The organism is Chitinophaga sp. SYP-B3965 (genome assembly GCF_009647655.1).
Taxonomy (GTDB): domain Bacteria; phylum Bacteroidota; class Bacteroidia; order Chitinophagales; family Chitinophagaceae; genus Chitinophaga.
In genome coordinates this window covers 131,460-144,896 of record NZ_WJFD01000007.1, presented here as the reverse complement: position 1 = coordinate 144,896, position 13,437 = coordinate 131,460, and the positions used below count along the sequence as shown (strand labels likewise).

Here is a 13,437-nt window from a genome sequence, read left to right as displayed (position 1 = left end):
AGTAAGCTGCAGTTAGTAAGCCGACATTCCTCTTTATTCCAGTAACTCTTGGCTGTTATGATGCAGATGCATTTTCAGGACTTTTATTAAAGAACTATAGTTGATAGGTTTTTCAATAAAAGCATCGGCGCCTGCTTTTAAAAAGGCATCGCGCGTTTCTGCATATGCATCACCGGTGGAGATTATTACTGGAATATTTTTATACGCGGGGATCTGTTTGAGATGATATAAAGTTTGTTCTCCGTCCATCACTTCCATATGGAAATCCATGATGATGATATCGGGGATATGTTTTCCCACCTGCTGAATGAGTTCAAGGCCATTCTTTACCCAGGTTGTATTACAACCGATCTGTGCCAGCATACGGGAAAGCAGTTGAGCACTCAATTCATTATCCTCTGCCAGTAATACATTGATATGGCCAAGATCGGCCCACATTTCGTCCTCATCTTTTTCTTCTTTTATCAATTCCATATTTCCTTCAAAGAGCGGGAGCTGCACGGTGAAGATGGTACCGACTGCATCGCTGCTTATGGAAATAGCGCCTCCCATGGATTTTACTTTTCCACTTACAATGTATAATCCCAATCCTGTACCCTCTATGTATTTGCTTTTATCGGTAACGAAGGGATTGAAGATCAGTTCCTGTTTTTCCGGCGTGATCACAGGGCCCTGATTGATCACCTGCAGGCTCCATTTGTTACCCATTCCCGTGATCTTCAACTCTACCAGTGAATTGCGATCTGCATATTTGAGGGCATTGGCCAGCAGGTTGGTGGTGATCTGGTGAAGGTTCAGGATATCATCGTATAACACGTCCGGCATTTGTTCTATGCTCAGCCGGAGACGGATATTCCTTGACCTGCCCATCACTTTATTCACTTCTGTTATTTTGTAAAAGAAGGGTTTGAGCAGAAAATGTTCTTTCTCTGATTTACTGATCACACCGGATTCTATCTGTGCCATATCCAGCACATTATTAATAATGCTCCGTGTATTATTGATGGCATCCAGTTGCTGATCTACTAATATTTCCAGGCTTTTGAACTGATCATTCAACATGATCTGCCGTTTTAATAACTGCGCTACCCCATAAATGGCATTGAGGGGTGTTCTCATTTCATGTGTTACCTGGTGTACAAATATTTTCTTAAAGTGATTGGCCAGCTTCAGGGCCTGGTTGGTATCATTACTCCTGATATAAGGTCTGCTCACAATGATGATCAGTACCAGGATGCCGCTGATCACCAGGCTATGCAATACAAAAGTGGTATCGTAGCTAAAACGGATAGCCGGGAAGAGCTTGAAATAGGAAAAGATCTCCATGATCACCAGGGTGGAAATAGCAATGGCCAGGCATATCCTCCTGTACTTGTTCTCTTTGAAAATCAGGTAGATAATAGAGATCAGGAAGATGATCATGGCCTCCAATGCCACTACATTACTAAACAACAGGCCGAAATACATAATGGAGGCACATTGGATCACATAGATAGTAATACTGGCGGCCAGGTGTTTCTTCATTCGATTTAACGGGATCACGGAAAACGTGACGGCAAAATCGAGCATGACCGGATATATGATGATCTCGGGTGTGTCTGTTACTGCATAGAAAAAAGGAGTGATAACGATCAGCAATACGCAAATGGCCAGGCTGATGGTATTCACCAGGATGATGCGCCTTTTTTCATCTTCGTCTGTTACATTTTCTGAACCTGATTTCTGCAAAGCGGAAAAAAAGTCTCTCACCCTGCTCGGAAACAGGCGGGTAAGCGTTATGGGCAATATCGGAAGGATAAGGTTCATAGCTAAACAGTCAGGGGGCTCAGTTGTAGGTAATTCTAAAATACATTATTTATCCTTTCCGGATGCACTTTAGATAAATTAATCATGCCACCGATCTCAGTCTCCTATAAGAGATAGAAATCCATCGCAAGGGTTAATACAGTATCTAAATAAATGCCGCTGAAAGGGCTTAAGCTAAAAATCTACATCCTTTTAGAGTTTCACGGCCTGTTTTACCTTCCATAAAGGGAACAGGTAGGAAACACTATATTGAAAATCAAATGCGCTTTTCTTGTATCCTTTTCCAAAGCCAGGGATCACCAGGGGTGGAAAATCCTGGTTAGCCAATGCACCATTCACGAGGATACGTTCGTGCAGGCTCCAGCCAAGATAGAAATTTTTCAGCACTTCTACTTTCATGCCCACGGTCATTTCTATCCAGTGTGCCATCTTGGTGGTTTCCGGTACGCTGCCCCGGATATTTCCCCAATATAAATTATAGATACGGTATTCCGGGACTTTATACGTGAACACGGCCAGTCCGTACCGCAACCCGCCATAGATAATGAAATTCTCTTTGGGTACGGTTTTTTTGAGCAGGTTATAATTGATACCAATGGTGCCGGACATGCCGTTGCTGATATATTTATAATTCTGGTCCAGGTGGTATACACTATTAAAACTGAGGTCTGAAGCGATGTAGATCCTGTCGTTATACCGGGCATCGAGGTTCACTGTAACGTCTGTACGATACGGTTGAAAATATTTAAGGGCGAAACGGGAAATATCTACGCCCACACGAACTCCGGCAGGTACGGGAATTGTTATCACCGGCACTGAATCCTTTTTCTTTTTGGGTTCTTGTGCAACAGCATTAACGGCCAGTAATACCAGCAGGGTACTAAAAAGTGAGTGTAATATTCGTTTCATTTCCTGTTGTTACAATATGTTGATTGACCAGCAGCGTCTTGATAGGCGAATTACCGGTGGTATATTTCACAGAATCAATGGCATAGGTGAGGATTATCCCGCATCCTGCGGATACAAATTTGGGTTGCCGTTTATAGTAAAAAACGAGGACGTCTGATACTATTAATGTGTCTGCTGGTCCTGTCCTGACGGAATCATCTGTCCGGAAGTAGAAACGGGCACTGTCACTCAAACGGTCTAAGGAGAACTGCATACCAGTGAGGCCTCTCTGGCTTCGGTAGATGCTGTCTTTGCCTACGGCAAACAGGGTAACTTCCGGCAGGGTGGTATCTCTTTCCTGAAGGCCGCGTGGTTTAGTTCGGAAACGCACCCGCGTTTCTGTGCGTACATCTACATCGCACACTTTGGTATCATCGTTGCAAGCGATGAAGAGGGTGAGGATGCAGGCTATCAGCAAAATGTATTTCATAAATCTCTTTGTGGGCAATTTGCTTGTTTTAGTTCCTTTTGGCAAAAATCCGAAGGGGGGATTTTTTTCATTGGGAGCTTTATTGACTGGGCTTTGCCGGTTTTAGTTCCTTTGGCAAAAATCCGGGTGAGGGATTTTTTGCATTGGGAGCTTTATTGACTGGGCTTTGCCGGTTTTAGTTCCTTTGGCAAAAATCCGAAGGGGGATTTTTTGCATTGGATGTTTTATTGACTGGGCTTTGCCGGTTTTAACTCCTTTTGGCAAAAATCCGGGTGAGGGATTTTTTTCGTTGGGAGCTTTATTGACTGGGCTTTGCCGGTTTTAGTTCCTTTGGCAAAAATCCGGGTGAGGGATTTTTTGCATTGGAAGCTTTATTGATTGGGCTTTGCCGGTTTCCGGGATTTTTGCCTTTGGTTATTGGGCTTGCCTATTTCAATTCCTTTATTAAAAACCTTGCCGTGTGGCTTTCTTTACATTTACTCACTTCTTCGGGCGTTCCTGTAGCAAGAATAGTACCACCTCCTTCTCCTCCTTCCGGTCCGAGATCAATTACATAATCCGCTACTTTCACTACATCCAGGTTATGCTCTATCACCAGTACCGTGTTACCACGGTCTACCAGTTTATTTAACACATTCAGCAGCAACTGGATATCCTGGAAGTGTAATCCCGTAGTGGGCTCATCTAAGATATAAATAGTTTTGCCGGTATCTTTTTTAGACAGCTCGGTGGCCACTTTTACCCTTTGCGCTTCTCCTCCGGAAAGGGTTACGGCAGACTGGCCCAGGGTGATATATCCTAAACCAACATCCTGCAGGGTTTTAATTCTGCGGTAAAGATAGGGCACAGCCTGGAAGAAGTCTACCGCTTCTTCCACTGTCATATCCAATACATCGGAAATGGATTTGCCTTTGTAGCGGATCTCTAAAGTTTCCCTGTTGTATCTGCGGCCGTTGCATTTTTCGCAATGTACATATACATCGGGGAGGAAGTTCATTTCTATCACACGTACACCTGCTCCTTCGCAAACATCGCAGCGGCCTCCTTTTACGTTGAAGGAAAAGCGGCCGGCATTGTAACCTCTGATCTTTGCTTCCGGGATGGCGGTGAACAACTGACGGATCTCTGTAAAGAAGCCGCAGTAAGTGGCCGGATTGCTTCTGGGCGTGCGGCCGATAGGGCTTTGATCTATCTCTATCACTTTATCCAGTTCCTCAAGGCCTTTGATGCTTTTGTAGGGCATCGGTACCATTTTGGAATCGTAGGCATGTTTGGAAAGAATGGGATATAATGTTTCATTGATGAGCGTGGATTTTCCACTTCCGGAAACACCGGTCACACAAATGAAAGTACCTAAAGGCAATTTAATGCTAACGTTCTTCAGGTTATTGCCGGTAGCACCTTTCAGCTCCAGGAATTTTCCATTTCCTTTGCGGCGTTCTTTGGGGATGGGAATTTCGCGGATGCCATTCAGGTAACCTGCAGTAGCAGTGTTGAGTTTTAATATTTCTGCGGGTGTGCCCTGCGCTACAATTTCACCACCATGGATCCCTGCACCAGGGCCAATATCCACGAGATGATCTGCATGCAGCATAATATCTTTATCATGCTCTACTACTATCACCGTGTTGCCCATGGCCTTCAGATTACGCATAGCATCTATGAGACGCATGTTATCCCGCTGGTGCAAACCGATACTGGGCTCATCGAGGATATACGTAATACCCATCAATTGAGAACCGATCTGTGTGGCCAGGCGGATACGTTGTGATTCTCCCCCACTGAGGGAACGAGTTGGGCGACTGAGCGTGAGATAGGTTAAACCTACATCCAGCAAGAATCCCAGGCGTTCGCGGATTTCTTTCAGTACGTCTTTTGCAATGACGTTCTGTTTATTGTTGAGGCGTTTTTCCAGTTGGGCAAACCATTCTGCCAGATTGCTGAGGTTGAGGGCGCCGAGTTCTGCAATGTTCTTACCGTCTACTTTGAACATGAGGCTTTCCTTTTTCAGGCGGGTACCTTCACATTCCGGACAGGTACTCAGTTGCATGAAACCTTCTGCCCAATTGCGTACGGCATCTGAAGAAGTGTCATTGAAATAACGGCGCACCATATTCACGACACCTTCATATTCTGTTGACAGTGTTTCTGTGCCGTTCTCTTCAAAGCCCATATCCACTTCCAGCTTTCCGTTCTCATCTCCGAAGAGCAAAACGTTCAATGCTTTTTCCGGGATCTTTTCTATGGGCGTGGTGAGGGCGAACTTATATTTTTTAGCGAGTTGCTGTACCTGTTTGAATGTAAATGTATCCCGTGCTTCTCCTAATGGGGCAAGGCCGCCATCGTTGATGGATTTACTGCGGTCTGGTAACACTTCGTCCATATTGATCTGGTAGATGGTACCGAGACCTTTACAGCGGGGGCATGCACCATAAGGGGAATTGAAGGAAAAGGTGTTGGGAGAAGGTTCTTCGTAAGAGATTCCTGTTTCCTCACACATCAATTGGCGGCTGTATTGTTTTACTTTATTGGATTCATGTTCCATGATGAACATGAGGCCTTTGCCGAGTGCCAGTGCTTTTTGTACACTCTGGCTGATGCGGACGCGTGCATCGTCCTGAACCTGGATGCGGTCTACTACGAGTTCTATGTCGTGGATCTTGTAACGATCTACCTGCATGCGTTCTTTCAGTTCCAGTATTTCCCCGTCTACGCGAACTTTGAGGTAGCCCTGTTTGCGGAGCTGTTCAAATAATTCCCGGTAATGTCCTTTACGGCCGCGGATAATGGGGGCCAAGATGACGAGTTTCTTTTTTGGATACTGAGAGAAGATGTGTGCCATGATCTCTTCTTCGGAGAAACGCGTCATGCGTTTGCCGGTATTATAGGAGAATGCTTCGCCCACGCGTGCGTAGAGCAAACGGAGGAAATCATAGATCTCTGTGATGGTCCCTACTGTGGAGCGGGGATTTTTATTTGTTGTTTTCTGCTCGATGGAAATAACGGGAGAGAGACCGGTGATCTTGTCTACATCTGGTCTTTCCATATCACCAATGAACTGGCGGGCGTATGCGGAGAAGCTTTCCATGTAGCGGCGCTGTCCTTCTGCATAGATGGTATCAAATGCCAGGGAAGATTTGCCGCTGCCGCTGATACCTGTGATCACCACCAGACTGTTCTTGGGGATCTTGATATCCAGGTTCTTGAGATTATGCTCCCTTGCGCCGTATACCTCGATCATTTCATCGTTATTAGCCACTGGAGCGGGTTTGTCTGCCGTTTTTTGCTTTTGCTTTGCCATATAGTTCCCGAACACGAAATTCAAAATACTAAACTACGCATTTCGGGAATGAATGAAAAATAAAGAAGGATGAAGGGATTGGGAGAGATTGAGGATCAGCGGCTTACATACATGATGATTTTATGAATATATTTCTACTTCATACCGATAAAATCCTCCACATTGTCAGGAGAAATAATCTGAGTTGTTGCATCAGGGTAATTTGTGGTAAAGGTCTGTGGGAAACGCACCTTTTCCGTTTTACTCCATTTAAACTCGTACGCTTTCAGCTTTTCATCATAATCTTCCACCAGATCAATTTCCTGCTGTTGAGTCGTCCGCCAGAAATATTGGTCTGCATCAATACCATGATAGCGCAGGTACTTCACTCTCTCCGAAATCAAAAAGTTCTCCCACAAAGCTCCTACATCTGTTCTCGTATTGATAGGTTTGAAATTGTTGATGATGGCGTTACGAATGCCGCAATCGTAGAAGTAGATCTTCTTTCCCTTCTTTATTTCATTGCGGACATTACGGTTAAGCGCAGGGAGACGGAATACAACAAATGTTTTTTCTAACAGATCAATATATTTATCAACCGTTTTTTGATCGCTTCCTATTGTCTGAGCAATTTCCTGGTAGCTGATTTCGCTTCCTACCTGTAGTGCCAGGGCTTTTAGCAACTTTTCCAATAAAAGAGGTTTTTTGATCTGCTCCAACATCAATAAATCTTTGTACAAGTAACTGCTCGCAAGGAGTTTCAACAGTTCTTCTTCCTCTCCTTGTTTCGTAACGATCTCAGGATAGTAACCATACACCATACGATGTTCGATCAATCGTTTTTCTTCCAACAATCCGTGGTGTTGTACCATTTCAGAAAAGCTAAGCGGGTATAACATGAACTCGTATTTCCGACCTGTTAGTGGCTCATTCACCTGACTGGATAGTTCAAAAGCTGATGATCCGGTAGCAATTACCTGCACTTCTTTTATCTGGTCTGTGATCAGCTTGAGTGTAAGCCCGATGTTTGGAACGCGCTGTGCTTCATCTATAAAAACGATCTTTTTATTTCCGATAATAGCTCTGAGTTTTGCTGCTGAAGTATTGGTCAATATCTCCCGTACATCTGCATCATCTCCATTCATGTAAAGCCATTCTTCATCCTGGGCTTCCAGCAAGGTTTCTACAAGTGTAGATTTTCCAGCCTGACGTGGGCCAAATAATAGGACGGCTTTGCCTTTAAACAGTCTTTTTTGGATGCTGGTTTGGAAGGTTCTTTTTATCATATTCTGAATTACAATCCCTAAATTATATAATATTTCTGGATTACAATCCATTATTATTATGATATTATTGGATTACAATCCATTTTCATTATGTTTTTCTCTGATCACAAACTATAGGAAAATGCATAATTTAATGATTATCAATTATTTATTGGTAAAATACCCATAAAATTACCCAATTATACCCAATTCGGCTGAAATTGAGAGTTATTCTCTAAGTAGCATTAGCTAAATTAAAAAACAGCTGCTGAAACGTGCGACGCAACGAGGGATGAAAAGAGAACAACTGTTGACTATATAAAAAACTATTGCCACTGAAAAACGGCCCTGATAAAACGGCATAAAAAAACCGGGCAGGAAAGTATCCGGCCCGGTTCAATATTTAAAAAAAGCTATTAGCCTTTGAATTTTGCGAAAGCGGCGATGGCGTTGTGGCCACCGAAACCGAAAGTGTTGCTGAGCGCTACATTGATCACGCGTTTTTGCGCCTGGCCGAGTGTGAGGTTCAGATCATCAGGAATACCTTCTCCTAATGAAGTGGTGTTGATAGTTGGTGGAACGATATCGTCCTGGATCGCTTTTACGCAGGCAATCGCTTCAATAGCTCCGGCTGCTCCCAACAGGTGACCTGTCATGGATTTGGTAGCACTGATGTTGATGTTTTTTGCGTGCTCTCCGAATACAGCTTTGATCGCTTTCAGTTCACTTACATCACCTAATGGGGTGGAAGTAGCGTGGGCGTTGATGTAATCTACATCTGTGATAGAAAGTCCTGCATCTTCCAGGGCTTCTTTCATTCCGAGTTGTGCACCAAGGCCTTCAGGATGTGTAGCAGTGAGGTGATAGGCATCACAACTCATAGCACCACCTACCATTTCTCCATAGATAGTGGCACCGCGTTTCATGGCATGCTCATAATCTTCGAGAACAAGGGCTCCTGCGCCTTCGCCCATTACAAAACCATCACGGTCTGCATCAAAAGGACGGGAAGCATGCATGGGATCTTCATTCCGGGTGGACAATGCCTTGAGGGCATTGAAACCTGCAATACCAGCACGGGTAATGGGTCCTTCAGAACCACCGGCTATGATCATATTGGCTTTACCCAGACGAATATAATTGAAGGCATCTACCAATGCACTGTTGGAAGAAGCACAAGCAGATACGGTACAATAATTAATACCCATCAGACCATATTTAATAGCGATCTGACCAGCAGCGATATCAGAAATAAGGCGGGGAATAAAGAAGGGGCTGAACTTTGGGATGAAGTTGGCTTGCGCAAACTCGATGATCTGGTCTTCGAAGGTTTGCATACCGCCGTTACCGGAAGCCCAGATCACACCAAACTTGGTACGGTCTACAGCATTCAGGTCTACTCCGCAGTTTTGAATAGCTTCCTGCGCAACCACCATGGCGTATTGCGTAAAGGTATCCATCTTGCGTGCTTCCTTCTTTTCAATGAAGGCTTCAATATCCAATCCCTTTAACTCATTGGCAAATTTAGTCTTGAATTCTGTGGGGTCGAACTTAGTGATAGGGCCCGAGCCACTCATTCCGGCTTTCATGTTATTCCAGAACGTATTTACATCATTACCGATCGGTGTGATAGCTCCCATTCCGGTGATCACGACTCTCCTCAGTGTAACAGTACGCATAAGATTTACTTTGAATGACAAAAGTTAAGGACGCAAAGTTAGTTACTTATTATCAGGATTAAGCATACGCATGAGAATAATTTCATATGCACATTAAAATTGCAAATAGATGGGGATCATGGGTTCCAGGGATTTTACTTGCGCCAGGAACCAGATAAAGAGGACCAAAACGGCTACACTCCCCCATACTGGCAGCTTTCCAAGCCTGAATTCCAGTTTTTGTTCAGCCACATCGGGTAGGAAATGCAGGACATAACCAATGCCCATCAGCAGGAATACCTGTGGGTAACCTTCTACCAACTGGAAGAATAAATGGCCCTGAAAGTTAGTGGTGATCTGGTGGATGAGGTCCCAGGCACTGCTGAATGTATCTGCTTTAAAGAAGATCCAGCAGAAACAAACGAGGTGGAATGTGAAGAGGATGCCTCCTATTTTCCAGAGCCTGGCCCTTAGCGGGGTGGATTTGAATTCTTTGATCTTTTTGTTCCATTGGCCCCAGAGTTTGTCTAAACCTAATGCGCCACCGTGTACTCCTCCCCAGAAAATAAAGTTCCAGCTGGCGCCATGCCAGAAACCACCGATCAGCATGGTGAGCATCAGATTGATATATTGACGGATGGTGCCTTTGCGGTTACCACCCAATGGAATATAGATGTAATCCCGCAGCCAGGATGATAATGAGATATGCCACCTGCGCCAGAATTCAGTGATAGAGCTGCTCTTATAAGGTTTGTCGAAATTAGGGGGGATCTTGAATCCCATCCAGCGGGCGATGCCGATGGCCATATCTGAATAACCGGAGAAATCACAATAGATCACCAGTGCATATGCATACACGCCAAAGAGACATTCTATCCCGGTATGGCGGGAAGGATCATCAAATATATATTGTACGTAGTTCTGGTAGATGAGATCTGAGATCACTACTTTTTTGAAGAGACCACCGAGGATGAGGAACATGCCTTTGCCGATGTCTTCCTGTTTAATATTGTACGGTTGTTTGATCTGGGGGATGAAATCTGCTGCCCGTACAATGGGGCCCATCATCAGTTTGGGGAAGAAAGACAGGAAGAAGAGATAGTCCATGAAATTGTCCACGGGTTTGATCTCCTTTCTGTAAACATCTATGGTATAGCTGAGATTTTCGAAGGTGTAAAATGAAATACCGATGGGGAGTAAGAGGTTCAGGGGGCTGATGTGGCCATTGCTGACACCATTAATAATGTTGATGAAAAAGTCGGTGTATTTGAAATAGAACAACATGCCGATGTTGATCAGGATGCTGAACCAGAGTAATGTTTTGCGGTTGCGTTGATCCGGATCTGCGTGGATGCGGTTGCTGAGATAGAAATCTACAATAGCTGAAAGTATGACCAGGCCTACGTATCCGCCGCAGGCTTTATAGAAAAAGTATAAAGAGAATAAGGTGAATACCCATACACGGCCTCTTTCGTTCTTTCTTACCAGCTGATAGGCTAACAGGAAAGCTGCGAAAAAGAAAAGGAAGAATGCGCTGTTGAACAGGATGGGTTCTTCCGGATTGTAAAGTACCTGGGCCTTCAGGTTCTCTAAAAAAGACATAGGTTCTATTTTTGTTGCCATTTTTCCCAGCTGGCTATGATGGCATCATACAATAAGCTGCCTTGCCGGGTATATCCGAATGCGTTAAAATGTACATGGTCCGGGTTCCAGCCACGGACAAAGCTTTTGTCTGCTTTCATGGCTTCGTGAAAATCCCAGTATGCGATATTATTGTCTTTGCAGAACTGGATCATCTCTGCTCTGATCACTGCTACCTGTGGGTTCCTGACATATGATACGCGGTATCTTGTTTTACCTTTTTTCTTGTAAGGCACCTGTCTTTTCTTCATCATCCCGCTGGGTGGGGTGGTGAAAAGTATACTAGCTTCTGGTGCAGTTTCTTTTATGGCGTTTACTGTTTTATCCATTTCCTGTCTTAGCTGTGTTGCGGTTATTCCGCCAAAGGCTTCATTAGTGCCGAGGGAAATAATTACCAGTTGTGGTTTCAGGATCTGCATCTGTGTGGGGATGGTTTGTGCATCCTGATTATAATGCATGAACTGTGCTCCGTTGATGCCGATACTGCTGTATAAAATTCCCGGATTGCCACTGTAGATAATAGCTCCGTAGAATTGTACCCTGGGAAGTTTTATACTGAAGGTGGATTGCGGGTTGTGAAATATGAGCCTGGCAACCTGCCCGAAATCTGTGACTTCCTGTGTGAATTCTCCATCACTTGCTTCGGCTGTTCCTTCACTAAAAAATATTTCTGCTTCGCCGATGTTCTTTCCTGTGTAAGTGAGGGTTCCGCTTCCTGTGATGACTATACCTCCGGGGCCGGGCCATGCTGAGATATTACGATCCACTATTCTGTCTGCACTCCATCTTGTATTACTACTCCATTTGTAACCATCGGGACCATTGGTACTGGCGAGGTTGTAAGGAAATACCCAGCCTGTTCCGCCATCGCCGAATTTTTGTTTCAGTTTATTGGCCACTGTGTTTGGGAGGAAACCTGCTTGCACATGGGAATCTCCCAAGTGCAGAATGTTTGCGGCTTCGTTGGTTTTCAGGTATTCAAAGAACGGGTACAGGCAGGTATCGTTAAATAGGAATTTCTGCTGCGCTTTTGCGCTGCTGATCATTCCTATGAAAAGTATTAATAGTTTAAAGCTGCTCCTGCTTATATTCATCCATGATCGCTTTATACAACAGCCCGCCTACTTTAGACGCGCCACGGAAGTTGAAGTGAGTGTAATCTTTGTTGGCATATGTGGTATCTCCTTCTACCCAACGGGTCATGGCGCCTTCCCCGCCCATCGCGGAATAGAGGTTCCAGTAAGCCATACCTCTTGATTCTGCAAAGTTGTGCTGGATCTTCATCAGTGCTTTTACGCCGGGAGCCGTTACATACTTTCCTTTTTTCTTGTACGCTTTATCTGCTGTACCTACGATCAGGAAAGAAGTTTGCGGGAATAGGCGGCGAAGGGAATCTACTACTTTTACCATGGGTCTTTCGTACCAGTCGAACTTAGTATTTTCCGGCAGGAAAAGTACGTTGGCGCCGTAATGCAGTACTATCAGATCATACGGACGAACAGACTGCATCTGCGTCCACATATTTTTACTCAGTTTTCCTAATTCGATACCGCTGATGCCACGGAAGGAATAATTATCCAGGAACACGCCTTTCTGACTTTCAAAGCAGGCGCCGTAAAACAGCGTGGTGGTATTGAATTTCAGGGTGAGGGAATTGACGGAAGAATCTGAGATGAATGATTTTTCGTTGAGGTTGTTCTTGCCATCCAGGCGGAGGGATTTGTTGTTGATCATCACCTCTCCTCCTCCTGAACCATATAACAGGCTTACTTCTTCAAACGGATGTTTCTTTGCCGGTTCGTATCTTATCCAGCTTTGTGCAGCGGGTAAAAATACGTGACCGGAGATGCCCAGCTCTGTACCTTTTGGCGGAACATTCTTAAAATGGTAATCCATCCAGTTGGGGGAAAAGCTGTGCCGGATGGAAGTGCGGAAACCGGAAACCACGGAAGTAGCGGGAACGAAACCCACGCCATCTCCGCCAAAAAATGCCTGCAGGCTATCTCTGAGGTCCTGGGTGATGAGGTCTCCCTCGATCATGGAATCTCCGAAATAAGCGATGCGTACTTTCTTGCGCTGCCCTGCCCTGAGGGCTTTGAGGGCGTGCATGAAAGAACGCATGCCGGAGTTCTGGTCGCCATATTCTATGATACCCGGGTAGGTGGCATAGTCTACTGGCAGTGGGGCTACGGTGGCTGTTTTTTTTGCGGAAGCTGTTATTGATTCCTCCGGTGGTGCTGCATCCTCCTTTTTTAGATCTGCCAGGATATCCAATGGGCGGGTAGTATGACTGCCAAAGGATAAAGCGTTATTGAACAATGATAATACCCCGAGGCAACAAAGCGTGCCCAGGACGATCATGAAAGGATAGGGATGTTTATTTCCGGATGACATATTTTAACAGCTGCG

The 13,437-nt window shown here is 44.8% G+C and carries 9 protein-coding genes; all 9 read right to left on the bottom strand.

Going from position 1 to position 13,437, the window contains the following annotated elements:
• Nucleotides 1–33: 33 nt before the first annotated feature.
• The 9 genes from GFS24_RS26865 to GFS24_RS26825 all read right to left on the bottom strand — a co-directional run bounded on the left by GFS24_RS26865 (nt 34) and on the right by GFS24_RS26825 (nt 13,422).
• Nucleotides 34–1,806, bottom strand: coding sequence for a hybrid sensor histidine kinase/response regulator (locus GFS24_RS26865; RefSeq protein WP_153665213.1), 1,773 nt, complete (start codon nt 1,804–1,806; stop codon nt 34–36).
• 192 nt (nt 1,807–1,998) lie between these two features.
• Complete coding sequence (locus tag GFS24_RS26860; RefSeq protein WP_153665211.1) at nt 1,999–2,715, bottom strand: DUF6048 family protein; 717 nt, start codon at nt 2,713–2,715, stop codon at nt 1,999–2,001.
• On the bottom strand, nt 2,687–3,184 hold the full coding sequence (locus tag GFS24_RS26855; protein ID WP_153665209.1) for a DUF6452 family protein: 498 nt from the start codon (nt 3,182–3,184) through the stop codon (nt 2,687–2,689). Before GFS24_RS26855 ends, GFS24_RS26860 begins: the two co-directional genes overlap by 29 nt.
• Nucleotides 3,185–3,611: 427 nt before the next feature.
• Nucleotides 3,612–6,485 carry an excinuclease ABC subunit UvrA gene (uvrA, locus tag GFS24_RS26850; RefSeq protein ID WP_153665207.1) on the bottom strand — a complete coding sequence of 958 codons (2,874 nt, stop codon included), beginning with the start codon at nt 6,483–6,485 and terminating at the stop codon, nt 3,612–3,614.
• Between the two features lie 134 nt (nt 6,486–6,619).
• Nucleotides 6,620–7,750: an ATP-binding protein gene (locus GFS24_RS26845; protein WP_153665205.1), complete on the bottom strand. Its 1,131-nt coding sequence runs from the start codon at nt 7,748–7,750 to the stop codon at nt 6,620–6,622.
• Nucleotides 7,751–8,145: 395 nt separating this feature from the next.
• Nucleotides 8,146–9,408, bottom strand: coding sequence for a beta-ketoacyl-ACP synthase II (gene fabF, locus GFS24_RS26840; protein WP_153665203.1), 1,263 nt, complete (start codon nt 9,406–9,408; stop codon nt 8,146–8,148).
• A gap of 93 nt (nt 9,409–9,501) precedes the next feature.
• Nucleotides 9,502–10,989, bottom strand: coding sequence for an MBOAT family protein (locus GFS24_RS26835; protein WP_153665200.1), 1,488 nt, complete (start codon nt 10,987–10,989; stop codon nt 9,502–9,504).
• A gap of 5 nt (nt 10,990–10,994) precedes the next feature.
• Complete coding sequence (locus tag GFS24_RS26830; protein WP_153665198.1) at nt 10,995–12,122, bottom strand: GDSL-type esterase/lipase family protein; 1,128 nt, start codon at nt 12,120–12,122, stop codon at nt 10,995–10,997.
• The gene (locus GFS24_RS26825) at nt 12,097–13,422 is read right to left on the bottom strand and encodes a hypothetical protein (protein ID WP_153665196.1); all 1,326 of its coding nucleotides are present in this window, start codon (nt 13,420–13,422) and stop codon (nt 12,097–12,099) included. The genes GFS24_RS26830 and GFS24_RS26825 overlap by 26 nt, the downstream gene beginning before the upstream one ends.
• Between the last annotated feature and the right edge of the window lie 15 nt (nt 13,423–13,437).